This is a genomic window from Emticicia aquatilis (genome assembly GCF_014644295.1).
Classification (GTDB): domain Bacteria; phylum Bacteroidota; class Bacteroidia; order Cytophagales; family Spirosomataceae; genus Emticicia; species Emticicia aquatilis.
The window spans coordinates 163,526-185,673 of the sequence record NZ_BMKK01000005.1 but is presented as its reverse complement, the minus strand read 5'-3'; the positions used below and the strand labels follow the sequence as shown (position 1 = coordinate 185,673).

Genomic DNA, 22,148 nt, shown 5'->3' with positions numbered 1-22,148 from the left:
GGAAATTGCTTTAAAACACCAGTTGCCAATAACCAGTCACAAATCACAAATTTATGTTACGAAATTACATCAAAATCGCCTTCCGAAATCTTGTAAAAAACAAGGTTTATTCATTCATCAACATCGGTGGGCTGGCCGTAGGAATTACCGTGGCGATGCTCATCGGGCTTTGGATTTACGATGAATTGAGTTTTGATAAATACCATTCTGAGCATGAACGCATTGCATTATTGCAGAAAAACCGCAGTTTTAATGGCAATATTATTACCGAGCAATCCATGTCGATTCCGCTGGCTGCCAAATTGAGAGAATCTTACGGGAACTATTTTGAAGAAGTCGTAGCATCGAGTTATGGTGGTGAAAAAAGCCTGACTGTCAATGATAAAACCATCACAAAAAGAGGCTTGTTTATGGAAACGGGCGGCGAGAAAATTCTGGATTTAAAAATTCTCGAAGGCTCTCCGAAATTTCCTTTAGCTCCTTTTGAAATATTGATTTCGGATAAAACAAAAGAGGCTCTTTTTGAGAATAAAAATGCGATAAATCAGACCGTGCATCTTGATAAAAATACGCCTTTCAAAATTGTGGGTGTGTTCAAATCTTTGCCACAAAATGCTACGTATCGCAGTACATCATTTTATTCGTCGATGGATTCGTACTTACAAAAAGAAGACTGGTTAGATGCCAAAAAACTTTGGGATGAAAACTCTTTTCCGATATATGTAAAATTGGCAAAAAATGTGTCGGCAGAGCAAGCATCTGCTTTGATAAAAGATGAAATTTTTAAAGCTACCCAAGACCCATCAAAGCCTGCTTTATTTTTGTATCCGATGGATAGTTGGCATTTGTATCCCGAATACAAAAATGGTTTGCCTGTTTCTACTGGAAAAGACAATATCTTGATTTTCGGCTTAATTGGTATTCTGACGATTCTTTTGGCAGCCATCAATTTTATGAATCTGAGTACAGCAAGGTCAGAAAAGCGTGCCAAAGAAATCGGAGTCAGAAAAGCAATTGGCTCGGGCAGAGGACAAATTATTGGACAATTTTATGCCGAAACACTGCTGACGATACTTTTAAGTGCTTTGCTTGCCATACTTTTAGCCCAAATTGCTTTGCCGTTTTTCAACGAATTGGCCGAAAAACAAATTGATTTCCCGTGGAAAAATCCAGTTTTTTGGTTGGCAAATATGCTTTTTTCGGGACTTCTGATACTTTTTGCGGGCAGTTATCCTGCATTGTATCTTTCTTCTTTTCAGCCAATCAAAGTTTTGAAAGGAAAAGTACAAAGTAGCTCGTTTGAGTTATTTTCAAGAAAAGGACTCGTTATTTTTCAGTTTAGTATTTCTATTGTTTTAATAATTTCGACGACGGTCGTTTATAAGCAAATACAATTTACCAAAAACCGCCCATTGGGCTACGATACCAAAGGTTTGGTGCAAATACGCAAGAATAATGAAGAATTGCGAGGGCATTTTTATGCCATGCGACAAGATTTGCTCAACTCGGGGGCGGTCGTAGAAATGGCCGAAACCAACAGTCCAATGTCGGAAACTTGGCATTATTCGAGCCATTACACATGGCCAACTAAAACCGCCACCGCTGAAGATTTAGTCACGCTGAGAGTAACGCCCGAATTTGGCAAAACCATCGACTGGAAAGTGATGACAGGACGAGATTTTTCAAGGACTTTTTCGAGCGATACCAGTTCTGTGATTTTGAATGAAGCAGCCGTAAAACTCATGGGGCTGAAAAATCCAATCAATCAAGTAATCAGAAAAGATGGAAAACCGCTCACGGTTGTGGGCGTGGTGAAAAATATCGTCATGGATTCCCCTTTCGACCCTGTTCGACCAACGGTTTTTGAAATGATAAAAGCCAACGCTCCTTTCATAACCATCAAACTAAAACCCGAACTAAGTGCTGCAGAATCTATCGCCAAAATGGAAAAGGTCTTGAAAACCTACGACCCAGCAGGCAATTTCAACTATCTTTTTGCTGATAGAGACTTCAATAAAAAGTTTTTTAGAGAAAAAAGAATGTCGAGCCTAATAAGCCTTTTTGCTATTCTTGCCATTTTTATTTCTTGTCTTGGCCTTTTCGGACTTGCCAGTTTTGTAGCCGAGCAACGCACCAAAGAAATCGGCATTCGGAAAGTTTTGGGAGCTTCGGTAGCCAATTTGTGGCAATTATTATCAAAAGATTTCGTGGTTTTGATTCTCATCTCTTGCTTAGTCGCTGCACCAATCGCCTACTATTTCATGAATAATTGGCTACAAAAATATACGTACCGAACCGAAATTTCGTGGTGGATTTTTGTAGCTTCGGGTGCTGGAGCTTTGCTAATTACTTTACTAACAGTGAGTTATCAGTCAATAAAAGCGGCTTTGATGAATCCTGTGAAGAGTTTGAAAACAGAATGACTTATCAACGTCGGCAGGGTTTTGAACCCTGCCGACGTTAAAACCAATACAAAATTATGATACGCAATTACTTTAAAATCGCTTTTCGCAATCTACTGCGAAACAAACTTTATACTACGCTCAATGTATTGGGCTTGACATTTGGACTAAGTTGTTTTTTGTTGATTGGACTTTATCTGTTCGATGAACTTACTTTCGACCAACAGCACAACAACGCTGACCGTATTTTTCGGGTAATCGAACACCGAAAAACTCCTGCCGAAAATAGAAGTACTGCCGCAATAAGCTATAAATTATCGGAAGAATCGCCAAAAAACATTGCTGAAATCGAAAAAATGGCTCGAATAACCCAATTTGGGCGAGATAACCTCGGAAACATGACAGGTCAGAAGAAGTTTCTGGAGGATATAACGGTTGTCAATAATGAGTTGATGGAAATGTTTGATTTTGAAGCCATTGATGGAAACCCAAAAACAGCTTTGAAAGAACCACGCTCAATGGTTATTGTGGAAGATTTAGCGATGCGGCTCTTTGGAAGCACTAAAGTTGCGGGAAAAACCATCAAATGGGATGGCATAGAGCAGCCATTTACGGTAAAGGCGGTTATTAAAAATCATCCTCGAAATTCGAGTTTTAGCTTTACTTCGCTTAATTCTGAAAGTACTTATTTGTCTGATTCAAGCTACGTCAACGATATCAATCGAGACTGGTCGTCTAATTCGTACATGGTTTTTGCGATGTTGAAGAAAAACGCCACTCCCGAAAGTGTTTCGCCTAAAATGAAGAGCCTTCTCGAAGCTAATTTTAAACCCGAAACAGGTACTTCGATGGTATTTTCGCTACAAGCCTTAAAAGATATGCACCTGCATTCCGAGAATATTATCAACCGAGTCGTCAATTCAAATGCAAGCTCGGCAAGTACGGGTTCGATGTTTTATATCCGAATTTTTGCCATCATTGCTCTCTTTGTGTTGCTCATTGCGTGTATCAACTACATGAATCTCACGACGGCAAAAGCCTCCAATCGTAGCAAAGAAATTGGCATTAAAAAAGCCATTGGTGCCGTACGAGGGCAGCTAATTACACAGTTTTTGGCCGAATCGGTTTTAGTAACCTTTATTTCTTTTGTTTTGTCGGTCTTTTTGGTCAATTTGATATTGCCCTTTTTTAATGATTTTGTGAATAAAGAACTTTCACTTGGCTTTTCTACTAATTATCAGATTTGGCTCGCTACTCTTTCAGTGATTTTGCTAACTGGTTTATTGTCAGGGACTTATCCTGCCTTTATGCTTTCTCGTTTTAGCCCGATGCTATTATTGAAAAGCCTAAAAATTCCAAATAAATCAGATTTTTCTCTCCGAAAAAGCTTAGTTGTTTTTCAGTTTACGATTTCGGTGGTTATGATAGTAGCTACCATTGTGCTGTTTTTCCAAGTGCGATTCGTGAATAATAAAGATTTGGGTTTCAATAAAGAACTTTTGCTGGTGGTTGATATTAATAGTGGAAAAATCCGACAAGCAGCCCCAGCCATTATTTCTGAATTTTCTAAAATTCCGAATGTAAAAAATGTATCAACAACTTCACGAGTGCCAGGCGAGTGGAAAAATATTCCTACCATAAAAGTGAAGCCAATGGGCGGGATTGATGTGCATAAAATCGCTTACTTTTTGGGGGTGGATGAAAGTTTCTCAAAAACCTTTGAAACTGAATTGTTGAAAGGCAAAAACTTTGCAGGAATCAATGATTCAGCTTCGGTTATTATTAATGAAACGGCCGCTAAAATGTTGAATATCAGTGAGCCATCTGACCAAATGCTCGAAATTCCAGAGAGAGCAATGGGCGGAAATTTCCGACCGCTGTCCAACAATCAAGTATTCAGAGCGAGAGTAATCGGAATCGTAAAAGACTTTCATTTTCAGACTTTAAGAGAGAAAATCGCACCTTTAGTATTGGGTTATCAGAAAAACCCTATTCACAATATTGATTATTATACGTCAAGAGTAGAAGCCAAAGATATAGATGCTACTTTGAAAAAGATGGAGCAAATTCTAACAAAAATTGACCCTGAAAATTTGTTTGAATACCATTTTCTCGACCAACAATTGGCACTATTTTATGCCGAAGATGCTCGCCGCCAATCCATGCTCATTTGGGCAGCTTTAGCCACAATTCTGATTGCATGTTTGGGGCTTTTTGGATTGGCAACTTACGCCGCCGAACAGCGTGTGAAAGAAATAGGTGTGAGAAAAGTATTGGGAGCAAGTGTAGTAAATTTAGCGACTTTGCTTTCAAAAGATTTCTTGAAATTAGTATTGATTGCTAACGGAATAGCTTTTCCGATTGCGTGGTGGGCAACTGACAAATGGCTGCAAGAATTTGCGTATCATATCGAAATTCAGTGGTGGTTTTTTGCTTTGGCAGGAATGATGGCTATTGCAATTGCTTTACTGACAGTGAGTTATCAGTCAATCAAAGCTGCTTTGATGAACCCTGTGAAGAGTTTGAAGACGGAATAAATGTTAAATAAAGTTAAGTGAATAAGCATTGGTGGTTTTATAGATTATCTTTAGTTCTGAAATTAAAATCTTACCACCAATGCTTAAAAATTACCTCAAAATCGCTTTTCGGAATCTTACCAAAAACAAGGTTTATACTCTTATCAATGTGCTGGGTTTATCGTTGGGAATCTTCGGTAGCCTTGTTATTTTTCAGTTGATAAAGTTTCATTTACTGACTGATTCGCACCATCATAAGGCCGAAAATATCTACCGAGTGGTGATGAATTTGCACTTAGATGATGGAAGTGTAGAACACGAAAAAGGAAGTCCGTATATTTTACACGAAGCACTAAAAAACGATTTTTCAAGCATTGAAAACGTAGCTTATCTTGGTCAGCAAGAACTTACGCTCAGTATTCCTACCCAAAATGGTTCTTCTACCAAGTTTCTCGAAAAAGAAGCTGCTGCTTTTATTGGAGCCGATTACTTCAAAGTATTTGATTATCAGTGGCTTATTGGGCAATCTGCCGCATTGAATACCCCCAACACCGTTATACTGACCGAAAAATATGCCAAGAAATATTTTGGTGAGGTAAACCCAATAAACAAAGTGCTGATAATTAATAACACAACGCCCGTAAAAGTTGCCGGTATCTTAAAAGACATTCCCGAAACTACCGACCTAAAAACCGAAGTTTTTGTTTCCTTACCCACGCTCAAAACCATTGTAAACGACGATAGTTTTACCGAATGGGCGTGGTTCATGAAGCAGCGTGAAACTTACATTAGGCTTAAAGAAAATACCGCAAAGGCCGCTTTTGAAGCACAATTACCCGCATTTTCAAAGAAATATTATGGCGAAATGTCAAAATATTATCGCTTTCAGCTACAAGAACTTTCGGATGTGCATTTTGATTTAGATTTTGGTGGAAAAATCTCAAAATCAAACATTTATCTATTTTCTGCCATCGGAATCTTGTTGCTGGTGGTGGCTTGTATCAACTTCATTAATCTTTCCACGGCTCAATCTTTCAAACGTTTTAAAGAAATCGGAGTCCGAAAAACGCTGGGGAGTTCGCAAACTCAGATTATCTGGCAGTTTATCGTTGAAGTGTCCTTAATTACGCTTTGGGCGGTGTTTTTTGCAGTTATTTTCGCCTATTTGGCTACACCATTGGTCAATAATTGGCTGAATATCAATATTACTTTCCGACAGTTTTTTGATACACAAATGTTGTTTTTCCTGCCGATTCTTATCATTTTTACGATAATCGTTGCGGGACTGTACCCATCATTGGTCGTTTCGGGTTATAATCCAATTCATGTACTCAAAGGAATTTCCAAAAGTTCAAAAACTGGACTTTCACTCCGAAAAGGCTTGGTTGTCAGTCAGTTTAGTGTAGCAATCGTTTTGGTAGCAGTTGCTATTTTGGTGGTTTGGCAAATTCGGTTTCTTCATAACAAAGACATCGGCAGTACCAAAGATTTGATAATTCATGTCCAAGTACCCAATACTGAGAATCTTGAAACCCTCAGAAATCAAATAACCCAGAAACCGTTTGTTGAAAGTGTTTCGTTTGCTCGAAGAGCTCCTTCGGCCGAAAAAGGTGGTTCGGGTGGCACGATAAAATTTAAAAATCGTGATTGGGAGAAATTTGTGGCAAGGTCGAAAATTGCGGATGAAAATTATTTGAATACCTACCAAATCAAACTTCTAACTGGCCGAAAACCCGTGGCTTCTGACACGATAAGAGAAATTTTGGTCAATCGAAAATTGGTCAAAGATTTAGGCTTAAAAACACCCGAATCAATCTTAAATAAACGCTTACTGGTGGGCGATGCCAATGGCACAGGAGTGATTGTTGGTGTAGTGGCAGATTTCAACAATGCTGATTTATACACGCCTATTGAGCCAACCGTTATTTTTTCGTTGAAACAAAGATACCGTTTTGCGGCCATCAGATTAAACAAATATTCGAGCGAAGTTCTTGCCGAATTGAAGGGAATTTGGAGCGGCATTTATCCAAACGAAGTATTTGAATATTCATTTTATGATGACGAATTGGCCAAACTTTACAAACGAGAAGAAATCACTCGAAATATCATAATCTCGTTTGCATTGCTCACTATTTTTATCTCGTGTTTGGGCCTAATGGGTTTGGTAAACTTGACGGTTTCGCAGCGAACCAAAGAAATCGGTATCAGAAAAGTACTTGGGGCGAGTGTTTCGAGTATCACATTTTTACTCTCGAAGGATTTTCTAAAATTGGTATTCGTAGCAATCATTATTGCCTCGCCTATTGCCTACTATTTTATGAACCAATGGCTCAATAGTTTTGCATTCAAAGTCGAAATCGAATGGTGGGTTTTTGTATTATCGGGTGTTTTTATTGTTGCAATTGCCTTACTAACAGTGAGTTATCAGTCAATAAAAGCAGCTTTGATGAACCCTGTAAAATCATTAAAAACAGAATAAATAAAAATTTCAAGAAAGAGGTTTCAAATCTACTTGCACAATGCAGTATTTGTGTGATTTCCTTTTTTCATACTTTTGACTTAATTTTTATTCTTTCATCATGAAGATGATTGCTTCATGTCTTTGTTGAAATGTTTTTGATAAATGATTAGTAAAGTGTCATAAAGCCGACAATTCGATTTATTCAAAAACCTCAACTTTGTGGCATGTAAAACATTTTTAATTCTTCAACATGAAAAGTAAAATCAGTCAGTTTATTATTCTCTTTGTTTTTGTTTCGGGAAGTATTTTTGCTCAAGAAAAAACAATTTTTCAAAAAAATGGTGTCGCCATCAATGGCTATGACCCCGTAGCTTATTTTACGGATAATATGCCAGTAAAAGGAAAAGAAACCCTTAGTTTTGATTGGAATGGTGTGAAATGGCAATTTAGTTCCGACACAAATTTGGCTTTATTTAAGGCAAATCCTGAAAAGTATGCCCCGCAGTATGGAGGTTTCTGTGCTTATGGTGTCAGCGAAAACCATAAATCCCCAACCGACCCCAATGCTTGGACAATCGTAGATGAAAAACTTTATCTGAATTATAATCCAAAAGTCAAGGAATTATGGACAAAAGACATTCCGAATCGAATCAAAAAAGCCAATGATTATTGGCCATTAATCAAAAACTCTAAAGATTAATTTTAAAGGTATTTTCAATGATGTAGCAAGTTTCTATGTATCCAGTGTAAAATGCAAGAGTTAATAAAGCCGCTTTAATGAATCCTGTTAAGAGTTTGAAGAGTGAGTGAGTTTTTAAATTAGGAATAGACGTTATGGCACAACATCTATTCCTAATTTTTACATTATTACTTCTTTTTCATATACGTTTTACTGCCTACAAGTCGATACTTTTTATCTGCCAATCTTTCTTTTCTATAGGCTTCATAATACTCGTTTGTCATCATATCTGCCTGAAATTTATATTTATAGCCAATCGTTTTTTGGGCATTAGGGTAAAGTTTACTCACAAGAACAAGAGAAATATCAGATGCTTTGTATTTATCTAAATCTGAATTTTTTATTTTTTTATCATTCATCCAAATGCCATAAACTTTTGGGTTTTTATAAGCTTCAAATTCTGCTTCGGTGGGTGTGTTTTTTTCAAAAGGTCGAAATGGCGGAATCATTATAAACTCTTGTTTTTCCTGTTGCTCCTTACTCATACTTAGAAAAAGAAATTCTAATCTCGCTCTATCTGTTTCGTCTTTCTTAAAGGTTGACATATATTTTTTCACAAGCTGTTCATATTCTTTCACAATAGCTTGCGAAGCCTCATTTTGGCTATGAATGGCAGCTTTCGGCTCGATTTTGGGTTGTTGAGCAAAACTAATTTTGCCAAACATCAACGACATAATCACTAAAAATGGAAGAATAGCTACTTGTAGCACAATAGCTTTTTTCTTGTTTGGTTGCATGTTCATCATCTTGAAACGTTTTTTTGTGTATGAATAATTAAATTGACTTGTGAGTGGCGTTGATAGATTTAAACCGATGGTATTTAGCAGCAAATATTGGTACTTTGTTTTGTTTTTATACTTATTCAAAACTGCCTCATCAGCCAAAAATTCATGATTTAGGCGAATGAGTTTACCATAAAAAAACAGAAATGGATTAAACCAAACTATTGTAAATAACAATTCAAAAAACAAAATATCGAGCGAATGTTTCTGCCGAATATGAGCCAATTCGTGTTCAATTATTTCGCTTGCAACTTCGCCGTTTTCATAGGCGTTTTTATTCAGAAAAATAGTAGAAAAAAAGCTGTGTGGTGTTTGGGTATCGTTGGTTAAAGCTATTCTAATACCTTGATATTCAATAAATTGTTGATTGTTTTTTCTGGAAAATATGAGTAGTAAATTTCTAAAAAAACGAATCGCTATCACCACCGAAATAAGCACATAGATTTCAAAAAAAATATTTTCTTTTGTGAAGTAGTTAGTAGCAGGTTGAATTGGTTGTAAGTTCGTTGAGTTACCTTCAACTTGTTGAATAGCAGATAGTTGTAACGTATTCTCAATGATTTGTGTGGGCAAAATACTGCGTTCTGTTTCGATTTCAATCAATGGAATCAAGAACGAAATCACTAAACTTCCAAGCAAATAAAATCGCTTGAATTGGTGCATTTTTTCGTTCTCGAATAGCCATACATAAAGTGCCAAAAAGATACCCGAACAAAGTACCGTTTTGATTAAGTAAGTTGTCATTGTTGTTGCTGTTTGATTTGTTCATCAATCATTTTCTTTAAATCTTCCAACTCTGTGGCCGACAAATTGGTATTTGCCGTAAAAAAAGAAGCAAACTGTAAGGCAGAATTGCCAAAGAAATTTTGAATCATACCATTGACGTGTTTTGAAAAATAATCATCTTTTTTGATGATTGGGTAGTATTGTCGAGAATTGCCAAAGGTCTTATAACCCACAAAGCCTTTTTCTTGCATTCTTTTCAATAGCGTGGCAATGGTGGTTTGGGCAGGCTTAGGCTCAGGAAGTATTTCCAATAGGTCTTTCATGAATATTTCTTCATGCTGCCAGATATACTCCATGAGTTGCTCTTCTGATTTTGATAATTGCATATTCTATGTTTGTGTATTTTATTCTACAAATGTAGAATAAAAAAATTTTAAAACACAAATTTTTTTACGGTTTTCTCAGCTTTAATTTATTACAGAGAAAAAAGCTTCACACAAATTTGAATTTATAAGTGTTTTTTAATAAAAATACTTGTCCAAAGTCGTACAAAAAATGTCCGAAAATGGACAGTTTCTTGTTCTATATAGAATATAAATGTTTGATTATTAATGAATTATGATTTTGGCATAGCATTAGATAATCAATAATAAATTATGAAAAAGCTATGCTAAGAAATTACTTTAAAATTGCTATTCGAAATCTCCTCAAAAACAAAATTTATAGCGGAATCAATATCATTGGTTTAGCTATGGGAGTTGCTGCTGCCGTTTTGTTGTTTGCTTTGATTCATTACGAATTAAGTTTTGATGGTTTTCACGCAAAAGCCAGCCGAACTTACCGTGTGGTGCGACAAGTAACAATGAATGATGGCAACGTTGATTATACTTCTGGTGTATCATTGGCCATGATTGATGCCATCAAGCAAGAGATTCCTCAGTTTGAGAAAATCGTACCTGTTTGTGGTACGCTTGAGCCACAAATTACGGTACTCGGCAAAGACCCCAATAACAATACCAACAGCACCAAATACACCGAAGATAACCAAGGGATTTGTGCAGGGCCTGAGTTTTTCGAGGTTTTTGATTTTAAATGGCTCGTTGGCTCGCCCAAAGTTTTGGCCGAACCAAACGTAGTGGTTCTTTCAAAAAAATACGCCGAAAAGTATTTCAATAAATATGAGGATGCCGTTGGGCAATATTTAAAGTACAATAATAATACAGTAGTAAAAGTTGTCGGTGTGTTGGAGGATATTCCGCTCAATACCGACCTGCCTGCCAATTTGGTGTTTTCGTATGCAAGCAAGCGAAGCAACTCGGCCAATTTTGGTTTCGGAAGATTCGATGATTGGGGAAGCACAAGCAGCATGGATAATTTGTTTGTGGTTTTACCCGAAAACTACACCGAACAGCAAGCCAATCAGCAACTGGAGGTTTTTACGAAAAAACACTGGGAAGCAAGAAAAGACAATGATAAAAAAATACATACGCTCAGTGCAATTTCAAATATGCACTACGATGAACGATACAGTAATTACAGTGACCGAATCGTCTCGAAAAAGAAAATCTTAGGTATTGCTCTGATAGGCCTACTGATAATCTTCATGGCTTGTATCAATTTTATTAATATCAGCACTGCCATTGCCAGCAAACGAGCCAAAGAAGTTGGTGTACGAAAAACGCTTGGGTCGGCCAATGGTCAACTAATCAAGCAATTCATGACCGAAACGATGGTTTTGGTGGGTATCTCCATAAGTATTGGTTTATTGATTGCTCGTTTGTCATTGCCGTTACTAAACACCATGTTTGATTACCCATTGGCTGCTCAACCATTTGCTGAGCCTATGCTATGGGTGTTCGTGCTTACTATTTTTGTTGCTATCAATGTGCTTTCGGGTATTTATCCATCATTGGTGCTTTCGTCGTTTACACCTTTAGATGCTTTTCGACAAAAAGTAAAAGTGGGCTGGACAAAAGGCCTTTCGCTTCGTCAGGGGCTAATCGTTTTTCAGTTTTCTATCGCAATTATTATGATGTTGGGTACGTTGGTCAACTTCGAGCAGATGCGATTTATTGATAAAATGGAAACTGGTTATAAAAAAGAGGGCGTCTTTACGTTTGGAACCGATACCGAATACAAAAACCGTTTTCAGACTTTCAAAGAAAAACTCAAGCAAATTCCCGAAGTTCAATCGGTAAGTTTATCAAACGATGAGCCTTCATCTGATAATAACTGGCAAGCAAATTTTGCTTATGATAATTCTCCAAAAGATGCCGATTTTAATGTAAATATGAAATTTGCCGATGGCGATTATTTTAGTACTTATGGTATTAAAGTCATTGCTGGTCAGCCATATAGCAGTACCGATACACTTCGAAAAATAGTAGTTAACGAAACTCTTCTACGCAAGTTGGGCGTGAAAAACCCCGAAGAAGCTATCGGGAAAAATATTCGAGTTGGAGGTTGGGACCCTTATCCGATTGTGGCTGTGGTGCGAGATTTTCAGGTTGGTTCTGCTAAAGATGAAATCGCTCCATTATTGACAACCATCGGGCCGAAATTCTATTGGCGAGGCGGTGTAAAACTATCGTCAGGAAATCTGTCGGCGAGTGTGCAGAAAATCGAGAAAGTTTATAATGAAGTTTTTCCAGAAGTGGTTTTTGGTGGCACATTCTATGAAGATAAACTCAAAGGTTTCTATAAAGCCGAACAACAACTTGGTTTGTTATATCGAATTTCTTCTATACTGGCTATTTTTATTTCGTGTTTAGGAATTTTCGGACTGGCAACATTCGTGGCCGAACAACGTATCAAAGAAATCGGCATTCGTAAAGTTTTAGGAGCGACAATGGCCAATATCACTGGGCTATTATCAAAAGACTTTATCAAATTGGTCTTGTTTTCGATGCTCATTGCCTTTCCGACGGCCTATTATCTGATGAGCCAGTGGTTGCAAGATTTCAAATTCCGAATTGACATTCAATGGTGGTACTTTGTGGTAGTGGGGCTTTTAGCGGTTATCATCACGGTCGTTTCTGTAAGTTATCAGGCCATCAAAGCAGCATCAATGAATCCTGTGAAGAGTTTGAAAACGGAGTGATTTAATTAAATGATATGTAAATGTCGGGTTTTAATTTTATTGATTAATAAGAATTGCAACCTCAAACATTAAAATTTGGTAGAATCTGTTCTGAATCCTACCAAATTTTAATTATTTAGTATTATTGCTTCGCCGTGAATTTGTTCACGTCTAACCAATGGATAAAGGCGTCGAACCACTTATTGCTGGTACGATTTGGATTACCGAGGCCAAAACCATGTCCACCATTTTGATAAAGGTGAAATTCTACGGGAATACCCGCTTTGAACCATGAGTCAATAACGCCAAACTGACCTCTGAAAAGAAAATCGTCGGAAGCTATCACATTAAACATCGGTGGTGCATTTTTAGGTACTTCCACTGGCCCCATTCCACCATAAATTGGTCCAATAAATGCCAATTTCATAGTTTTAGAATTCAGCGTAGCGTGCATGGTTAATCCTGCACCAGCAGAAAAACCAATCATACCAATTCTTTTAGTATCAACTCCCCATTCGTCAGCCCTTTTAAGAATCATGGCATAAGCTGCTTCAGCATCTTCCAACTGGTTGTTTAGGTTACGCTGCGGTGCTGGTGGAGTAGCAGCAGGTTTTGCGTCAGCAGCAGCAGGAGCGGGTGTACGAGGACGATTCATCCATGCCGTAAAATCTTCCAGTTTTTCTGGTGTTGGGTTTAGTCTGTATTTCAAAACAAAAGCCGCAAACCCTTGCTTGGCAAGTGCTTCGGCTACTTCCCAGCCTTCATTTCCCAAAGATAACCAACTAAATCCACCACCGGGAGCTACTATTACTGCCGCACCATTTGCCTTGCCAGGTGCTGGTAAAAATGGTGTAAGTGTAGCCTTAGTAATGTTACGTGCCATAGGGTCTCCCCATTGCTTAAACCAAGTTTCAGAGGCTGGTTGATTTTCAACACCGCCAGTTCCGAGCGGAATTGCGTTGGGTTCTTTGGGTGTTTCTAATGGGTAAATAGTGCCATCTTGAGCTATCACAACCGTCGAAAACAGCATAAGGCAAAGCATATAAAATGCTTTATTCATTTTTTTGAATTTTATTGACATAAAATATAATTAAAAGTTGAAAATTCAAATATAGTGTATTTTTGACACGTTTAAAAATATTATTCTTTTAATATCTTTTTATGATTAAACGTACGTCAAGGCTGAAGCCTAAGTTGCTTTTTATGGCTTTAAGTCTGGGTTAGAAAATTAGATACCTTAATTGGCTTCAGCCATGACCTTCTTTCAAAAAATTTGCGTAACTCCTAAATAAATAGAGTTGTTATCTGAAAATTAACCGCTGAAACTTACCTATAATGAATGAAAATCTAATTCAACACTTGTCCAAAGTCGTACAAAAACTGTCCATTTTCGGACAGTTTTTTAGATTTAATCAACTGTAATTATTTGATTATTAGATATTTACAAATTTGGCACAAGATTAGTGAATTACTATCAAAATTATGAAAAAGCTATGCTAAGAAATTACTTCAAAATCGCATTTCGAAATCTCTGGAAAAACAAGGCTTACGCCCTCATCAATATCGTGGGACTTTCTGTCGCATTTGGTAGTGCGATGTTGCTATTTCTGACTGCCCGATTCGAACTTTCGTTCGATGATTTTCAAGCCAACAAAGAGCATCTTTATAAGGTGTTTTTCAAACTAAATTTGGCCGATGGCACACGCATGGGTACATCAATGCCCGCACCATTGACCCCAGCTTTAAAAGCCGATTTTAAGTCAGAAATCAAGCATATTTCTCGCATCATGGATAGCGGTGTGCAGGTGGTGCAGGGCGATAAAACCTTAGACCAATCCCTCAATTATGTCGATGCTGATTTCCTGAAAATGTTTTCGTTTGAAATGCTAAAAGGAAATCCTAACACGGCCTTAAATGATTTGAAAAGTGTTGTTATCAATCAATCAACCGCCGAAAAGCTATTCGGTAGCAGTGAGCCACTTGGACAAACAATAAATCTGAATTTTGGTGAAAAAATAGAAGCTTTTATAGTGGCAGGGGTAATTGCAAATGCCCCCGAAAATTCGACAATTGAAAGTGAAATGATGATTCGTTTTGAAAACAATCCTTCGTATCAAGAAAATAAAGAAGAATGGGATAATCAAAACCATCATTTGTATATTCAGTTGGCCGAAAATATCAGCCAAGAAACTTTCGAGAAAAAACTCAAGCCTTTTACGCAAAAATATTATAAAAGTACAATTGACCAAATCAAAAAAGAAGGTGGCAAACCCGATGAGCGTGCCGAGGTTTTTAGTATAAAAACCATGCCTTTGCTTGATGAACATTTTATGAAACACACAGGAGGCTTGTTGGTGATGGATAAAATGTATCCATATATGTTATTGATTATCAGCGTTTTGGTTGTGTTAATTGCCTGCATCAATTTCATTAACTTATCCATCGCCCGCTCGCTTGAAAGAGCGAAAGAAGTGGGTATGCGTAAGGCACTTGGAGCTGTCAAAAACCAGATTTTGGGGCAGTTTTGGGGCGAAGCCTTCATTCTTTGTATTATCGGATTTGTGATTGGTAGCTTGTTGGCAACACTTACGATGCCGACTTACAATTCCCTTTTCCGCAGCACTATTTCACTACAAAGTTTATTAAATCCAGCCACGGCTCTCGTACTGATTACCAGTTTTCTGGGCATTACGCTCATTGCGGGTGGTTATCCTGCTTTAGTTGTGTCGAAGTTTAATATTATTGAGGTTTTGAAGGGAAAACTGAAAGTAAACACCAAATCGGGCGGCCTACGAAATACGCTCATTATCGTGCAGTTTAGTATAGCTATTATGCTGATTAGCAGTACGATAATTATCTGGAATCAGATTGATTTCTTGCGAAATAAACCTTTGGGTTTCGACGAAACACAAGTGATAAGTATTCCTGTTGGGCATGGAAATCAAGGCACCAAAGTGCTTGATTTCATGCGTAATAAATTGGCTAATCAACCACAAATTGTCAGTATAACTGGGGCTGATATTAATGTAGGTAGAGGAAAAGATAATTCAATGTCGCAGTCGGGTTATGGTTTTGAATTAGAAGGAAAAACCTATCACACAAGTGGCTTAAATGTTGATTATGATTATATAAAAACGCTGGGTTTGACTTTGGAAACTGGTCGAGATTTCGCCCGTGAATTTCCTTCTGATAAATCACGTAGTATTGTCATTAACGAAACAATGGCCAAAGAACTGGGTTTCAATAAGCCTACGGTAGCCGCTGCGATTGGTAAAAATATTCCGCTGGGTGATAGTTTAGGCCGAACAATTGTGGGGGTTGTGAAAGATTATCACTTCGAGTCGCTTAAAAATAAAATCAAGTCAATGACTTTCTTCTTGCAAAACGATTTTGGATATAATTATGTATTCGTAAAAATAGCACCTAATGCCGCACCAAAAGAAACAATGGATTTATTGGCGAAAACTTTCAAAGAAATTGCCCCAAAATCTGAGTTTCAAGGCTCATTTTTAGACGAAAACACCAATAATCAGTATAAAAAAGAAGAGCGTTTTTCACAGATAATTATGAGTGCGGCAGTTTTGGCTATTGTACTTTCGTGCATGGGCTTGTTTGCGATTGCTATCATGATGATTTCCCGCCGCACCAAAGAAATTGGCATCCGTAAAGTGTTGGGTGCGAGTATTCCGAGTTTAGTGATGTTGCTATCAAAAGAGTTTTTGATTTTGGTGGCAATCGCTATCGTAATTGCCTCACCAATAGCCTATTACGCAATGGATAAATGGCTCACAGATTTTGAATATCGCATTGATATTGGCTGGCAAATCTTCGCACTGGCTGGTTGCGTAGCTGTGATAATTGCCTTATTGACAGTGAGTTATCAAGCAATAAGAGCCGCTTTGATGAACCCAGTGAAAAGTCTAAAAAGTGAATAAAGAATCATATAATAAAATAGCCAATATTTGGGCTGACTACCGCAACGAATCGTTTGTTAGTCAGCTCATTATTGATTTTGCTGAAAAGCTACATCCACAAGCGAAAGTCTTAGATGTGGGTTGCGGAACGGGCGTACCAGTAGCACGTTTTTTAGCCGAAAAAGAAATCCTCGTTACGGGAATTGATGCGGCTGAAAAAATGATTGAGATTGCTCTTTCGCATCAAATTCCGAATGCTCAGTTTATGGTTTCAGATTTTTTTGATTTCCAGCCACAAGAAACTTTCGATGGCATTTTGGCTTGGGATTCTTTCTTCCATTTTCCGAAAAAAAGTCAAGAATTAATTTACCCAAAAGTAGCTCAAATGCTCAATTCGGGTGGCTATTTGCTCTTTACTCATGGCGATGTTGACGACGAACACACCAACCCAATGAGGGGAGAGGAATTTTATTACAGTGCCATTCCTAAAGAAAAAATCAAGGTATTGCTCGAAGAAAACGGGCTTGAGTTGATTTATATGTACAAAGATTATAAGGAAAAAGATACCGACCGAGGATTAGTGGTTTTGGCCCAAAAACGATAAAATTATGATACGCAATTACTTAAAAATAGCATTCAGAAATCTTTGGAAAAACAAGCTTTTTTCATTCATCAACATCATGGGTTTGGGCTTGGCTATTCCATTTGCTCTCATGGCTTTGATGCAGCTACAAGGGTCGTTTGAGTTTGATAATTTTCACCCAAATTCTGATAAAATTTTCAGAATCATTACCGACGAAAAAAGCAACGAAAATGGTGTGTCGCATTATGCTTCATCGCCTTATTTATTGGCTGATAATTTGCGAAATAACTATACTTCGGTCGAAAAATCAACAAAAGTCGTGCGTCAATTTGGCTGGGAATTAAATAATCGACTGAAGAATATTCATGTAAACACGATTTACGTTGAACCAACTTTTTTTGAGATGTTTGGTTTTCGCTTGGCCAAAGGTTCTATTCCTACCGAGCCTAATAGCTTGATTTTGAGCCAAGAAACTGCCCAAAAGTTTTTTAATGATGCCAATCCAATCGGGCAATTCCTGACACACCCAACTTATGGTTCGTTCAAGATTACAGGTGTTTTAAAGCCATTCAAAAGAGGTACGCAGTTTCGTAGCGATGTGATGGTATCAATGGCTACTTACGAAAAATTCAATGCCGACCAACTAAAACCAAGTTCATGGGCAAAATTAGAAACTCACACATTCGTAAAACTTGCCCCTAATGCCCAACCACAAGCACTCGATTTAGCTTTGGTAGAAATCTCGAAGAAAACCAATACTTTTCTTTCATCAGCCAAAAAGACCAATAGTTTTCGTAAGCAAGCCTTAGCCGATATTTCACCCAGCACCGAAGACCTCCGCTACAACCCTTATGTAGATGATTTACAGGAGATTTACTTCAATTTTACTATTCCGTTCATGATTTTGCTTTTGGCTGGTTTCAATTACACCAACCTTACTTTGGCAAGGTCGCTGAGTCGCTCTAAAGAAGTAGGTGTGCGTAAAGTTATGGGAGCTTTGCGAAGCCAAATAATACTCCAATTTATTGCCGAAGCAATTCTGATTGCCTTTTTCTCACTCTTGGTTGGGGTTGCAATTTTACAAATACTGAAATCATCCATTCATATCAATTGGGTAACTTGGGAGGTAGAAAATCAAACACTCATTTGGTGTGCTTTTATAGTCTTTACGTTGTTTGTGGGTGTTTTGGCGGGCAGTTTGCCAGCTTGGATTTTATCAAGTTTTCAGCCTGTAAAAGTATTGAAAGGAAACATTTTGCCAGCAACATTTGGGAAAATAGGTTTTCGTAAAGTGTTGATAGTCATACAGTTTGTGGTATCGCTGGGCTTCATCTTTTTTATGGGGCATTTCTACAATCAGTTTAAGTACATGGCTACCGAAAACGATAATTTTAATCGAAAAGGCATTTTCAACATGTCACTTTCCGATAAAAACCATGCTCTGCTGGTAGATGAAATTGCAGCCAATAAAAATGTCGAAAAAATAGGAATGGTCTCTGTGCCTTTTGGCGGAATCTCGACCGAATATGCCATTAAATCAAAACCCAAAGACGAAAACATAGCTTCGTATTATTATGCTGCCGATGCCAATTTTATTGACAATATGCAGCTAACGATTTTGGCAGGAAATAACTTACCGGTTTCTAAGTCCGACTCTGCTACAAACTTTGTTTTGCTCAATGAGCGTGCCGTCGAAAGGCTGCGTTTAGGTACACCACAAGAGGCCATTGGCAAAGCTGTTTTTTTGAATAATTCGGCTACGGCATCGCAAATTGTGGGGATTGTCAAAGATTTCTGTCATTTCAATTATCAATTTGAAAAACAACCTGTAGTTTTTCAATATAACCCTGCTCAGTTTGCTGTAATGGCAATCAGAACCAATGCTAAGGCCCCCAAAGAAACATTTCTGGCCGAAATGCAAAGCATTTGGAAGAAACACTATCCTTATCAGCAAATGGGTTATTCGTGGTTTGAACAAGACCTTTACGAACGCTACTATCCAGCCGAAGACATGAAAATGATGGGCATGGCAGCACTGGTAATCATTGTCATTGCCGTAATGGGCTTACTGGGAATGGTTACGTATAGCACCGAAAAACGTATCAAGGAAATCGGGATTCGTAAGGTAATGGGAGCATCGGTTTGGGAAATTGTGAAAATTTTGTCGTGGAGTTTTATGAAATTGCTCATTTGGGCGGGTGTTATAGCGATTCCAATTGGCCTTGCCGAAAACTGGGCTTTGGATAATTTATTTACCTTTTATGCAGGACTCAATGCAGGTTTGATGGGCGTATTTTTTCTTTCGATATTTGCTGTTGCCACCTTCACAATCGGTTATTACGCTATGCGAGCCGCTGCTGTGAATCCAGTGAAGAGCTTGAGGGCGGATTAACATTTTTTGAGTTTGAAACCAGATTGAATATACAGATTCTAAAGATATTATTCACCTAAATTCCCAGTAAGGGCGACTCGACGATATGATACGCAATTACCTAAAAATCGCCATCAGAAGTCTTGTAAAAAACAAGATTTATTCATTAGTAAACATTGTCAGCCTAACGCTCGGCTTGACCGTAATGCTATTGGTATCGCTGTATGTGAGTGATGATTTATCGTTTGATAGATTCCACGAAAAAGGTAATCAGATTTATCGTTTGGTACAAAACGTAAAAGATGCAGATGGAAATGAAGGGAAAATGGGCAATACAGGCCTACCACAAGGAAAAGCCTTTAAAGATGCAGTGCCAGGAATTAAAGATTTTTGTCGTTTTAAAAATGGCTGGAATACCCTCGTGCAGAAAGGCAATGAAGGTATAAAAGAAAAACTTATGTACGCCGACCCTTCGATACTCTCAATGTTTTCGTTTGAAGTAATAGAAGGTAGTAAAAGCCAAGCATTGACCGACCAGAACAACGTAATAATTAGTCAGAAAGTAAAAGAAAAATATTTTGGTGCTGAATCTGCTATCGGAAAAGTGCTGAATATCGGAGATGAGGGCAGTGATTTTAAGCCGTTTGTGGTGGCTGCCGTGTTGAAAGATATTCCTCAAAATTCGTCAATACAGTTCGATTTACTGCTATCTATTGAGCATATCATACCTAAAGACCCTCAACAAAGAGCCAACCAAGAAAGTTGGTATAATGCCAGCCTAAACACTTTTTTATGGGTCGATGAAAAGGCTAATATTGACTTAGTAGAAAAGAAAATGGCTAAAGTTAGCGAAAAGTATATCACTCAATCGAAAAAAGACTCACCTCATTTATCGAAATATGATGCTAAGTTTTTGCTTCAACCTTTCTACCGAATGCACCTCGACCCCGAATATTATGCCACCAATGGCTTAGAATATTGGTCTGATATTCGGTATCCCAAAATTCTTTCAGCAGTAGCACTATTGGTGCTGATTATTGCCTGCATCAACTTTATTAATCTTACACTTGCACGCTCGCTCAAACGCACCAAAGAAATCGGAATCCGCAAAACTAATGGGAGTACCAATCAACAATTATTATTACAATTTTTAGGCGAATCGTTTTTACTAACGTTCTTGGCAGCTATTCCTGCTGTATTTTTTGCTCAAGCATTTTTGCCAAGTTTTAGCGAACTTACCAACAAGCATCTCGAACTAAGAAATCTATTTTCTATTCAGTCGATTTCTATTTTTGTCGGAATCATTATTTTGGTTTCGGTGCTTGCGGGGTTCTATCCCGCCATCATAATGGCACGTTTTCAACCCATAAAAAGCCTAAAAGGTCAATTGAAGTTTTCGAGTGGACAAACTTTCCGAAAAGCCCTCATTGTTTTTCAGTTTGTAATGGCAGGAGTGCTGATTACAGCCACCATTGTAGTTTCAAGGCAGTTTGATTATATCGCCAATAAAGAATTGGGTTATAAAACAAACAATATTCTACGTTTTTGGCTGCCTTGGGAACAAATAGCAACGCTTTCGCCAAAACTTAAACATGAGCTAAGTCAACTTCCGTTGGTTAAGAAAGTTTCAGCAAAATCTGGTGATTGGAACAGCACAATGTATGAAGTAGAAGGTACAAAAACCGAATATACTTATTATGAACACATTGACGAAAATCATCTTCAACTTTTGCAAATCCCTTTGCTCAAAGGCCGATATTTATCATCAAAATATGCTTTAGATACAGTTTCAAATATTATTGTCAATGAGTCTTTTGTGAAAAAATATGTTCCGAAAGGCAAAGACCCTTTTACGGTAAAAATTACTCAACAAGGTACTGCTATGAATATCGTTGGCATTGTGAAAGACTTTCATTATGCCTCTTTCAAAGAAAACATCAAGCCTATTGTCTGGGGTTTAGATACTCGTGGGCAAGCTGGTTGTATTCATGTAGAAATAGCTGATAATCAACAACAAGCCGCCGTAGAGAGTATCAAGAAAGTCTATAAGAAATTTGTGCCTTATTTACCAATTGAGTATCAGTTTCTGGAAGATTTCAGAATGGAAAAATATGCCGATGACCTCAGATGGAAACAAGTACTCAATTTTACGTCGGGCATTGCTATTCTGATTGCTTGTTTGGGGCTATTTGGCTTGGCCACTTTTTCGGCTGAGGTTCGTACCAAAGAAATCGGTATCCGAAAAGTATTGGGAGCATCAGTCACCAGTATTGCAGCCATGCTATCAAAAGACTTCTTAAAACTAATCATTATTGCCTTTATTATTTCTGCACCTATTGCCTATTATTTTATGAACCAGTGGTTGCAAGATTTTGTCTATAAAATCGAAATGAAATGGTGGATATTTGCTGTTTCTGGATTATTGGTTTGTGCAATCGCCTTACTTACAGTGAGTTATCAAGCAATCAAAGCCGCTTTGACTAACCCAGTAAAAAGCTTGAAAATAGAATAAAGAGAGAGATTAGTTATTGGGAAATTGTGGGCTACTCGCAATGCCCCAAAAATGTTAAAAATG

At 37.7% G+C, this 22,148-nt stretch carries 12 protein-coding genes; 9 read left to right on the top strand and 3 right to left on the bottom strand.

Translation table 11 applies throughout. The features are described from left to right. The first annotated feature begins 53 nt into the window (after positions 1–53). The 4 genes from IEX65_RS13360 to IEX65_RS13345 all read left to right on the top strand — a co-directional run bounded on the left by IEX65_RS13360 (position 54) and on the right by IEX65_RS13345 (position 8,079). On the top strand, positions 54–2,423 hold the full coding sequence (locus IEX65_RS13360; RefSeq protein WP_188766582.1) for an ABC transporter permease: 2,370 nt from the start codon (positions 54–56) through the stop codon (positions 2,421–2,423). Positions 2,424–2,479: 56 nt separating this feature from the next. Beyond that, entirely contained in the window at positions 2,480–4,939 is a 2,460-nt protein-coding gene (locus IEX65_RS13355) for an ABC transporter permease (protein ID WP_188766581.1), read from the top strand. A 79-nt stretch (positions 4,940–5,018) separates the two neighbouring features. After that, entirely contained in the window at positions 5,019–7,397 is a 2,379-nt protein-coding gene (locus IEX65_RS13350) for an ABC transporter permease (protein WP_188766580.1), read from the top strand. A 232-nt stretch (positions 7,398–7,629) separates the two neighbouring features. Beyond that, positions 7,630–8,079: a YHS domain-containing (seleno)protein gene (locus IEX65_RS13345; RefSeq protein WP_188766579.1), complete on the top strand. Its 450-nt coding sequence runs from the start codon at positions 7,630–7,632 to the stop codon at positions 8,077–8,079. A 167-nt stretch (positions 8,080–8,246) separates the two neighbouring features. Here the strand turns inward: IEX65_RS13345 and IEX65_RS13340 are convergent, their stop codons facing one another. Both IEX65_RS13340 and IEX65_RS13335 read right to left on the bottom strand, forming a co-directional pair. Further along, on the bottom strand, positions 8,247–9,644 hold the full coding sequence (locus IEX65_RS13340) for a M56 family metallopeptidase (RefSeq protein WP_188766578.1): 1,398 nt from the start codon (positions 9,642–9,644) through the stop codon (positions 8,247–8,249). Further along, a complete protein-coding gene (locus IEX65_RS13335; protein WP_188766577.1) occupies positions 9,641–10,012 on the bottom strand; it encodes a BlaI/MecI/CopY family transcriptional regulator in 372 nt (123 codons plus the stop codon). Before IEX65_RS13335 ends, IEX65_RS13340 begins: the two co-directional genes overlap by 4 nt. A gap of 281 nt (positions 10,013–10,293) precedes the next feature. On the opposite strand from IEX65_RS13335, the gene IEX65_RS13330 reads away from it, so the two are divergent. Beyond that, entirely contained in the window at positions 10,294–12,726 is a 2,433-nt protein-coding gene (locus IEX65_RS13330; protein ID WP_188766576.1) for an ABC transporter permease, read from the top strand. A gap of 121 nt (positions 12,727–12,847) precedes the next feature. Here the strand turns inward: IEX65_RS13330 and IEX65_RS13325 are convergent, their stop codons facing one another. Further along, a complete protein-coding gene (locus IEX65_RS13325; RefSeq protein ID WP_229250670.1) occupies positions 12,848–13,765 on the bottom strand; it encodes an alpha/beta hydrolase in 918 nt (305 codons plus the stop codon). Positions 13,766–14,198: 433 nt separating this feature from the next. Between IEX65_RS13325 and IEX65_RS13320 the strand changes: the two genes are divergently transcribed. The 4 genes from IEX65_RS13320 to IEX65_RS13305 all read left to right on the top strand — a co-directional run bounded on the left by IEX65_RS13320 (position 14,199) and on the right by IEX65_RS13305 (position 22,085). Further along, positions 14,199–16,640, top strand: a complete 2,442-nt coding sequence (locus IEX65_RS13320; RefSeq protein WP_188766575.1) for an ABC transporter permease — start codon at positions 14,199–14,201, stop codon at positions 16,638–16,640. Further along, positions 16,633–17,223: a class I SAM-dependent DNA methyltransferase gene (locus IEX65_RS13315; RefSeq protein ID WP_188766574.1), complete on the top strand. Its 591-nt coding sequence runs from the start codon at positions 16,633–16,635 to the stop codon at positions 17,221–17,223. The genes IEX65_RS13320 and IEX65_RS13315 overlap by 8 nt, the downstream gene beginning before the upstream one ends. Positions 17,224–17,227: 4 nt before the next feature. Further along, positions 17,228–19,594, top strand: a complete 2,367-nt coding sequence (locus tag IEX65_RS13310) for an ABC transporter permease (protein ID WP_188766573.1) — start codon at positions 17,228–17,230, stop codon at positions 19,592–19,594. 85 nt (positions 19,595–19,679) lie between these two features. Further along, positions 19,680–22,085, top strand: a complete 2,406-nt coding sequence (locus IEX65_RS13305; protein ID WP_188766572.1) for an ABC transporter permease — start codon at positions 19,680–19,682, stop codon at positions 22,083–22,085. Positions 22,086–22,148 lie beyond the last annotated feature (63 nt).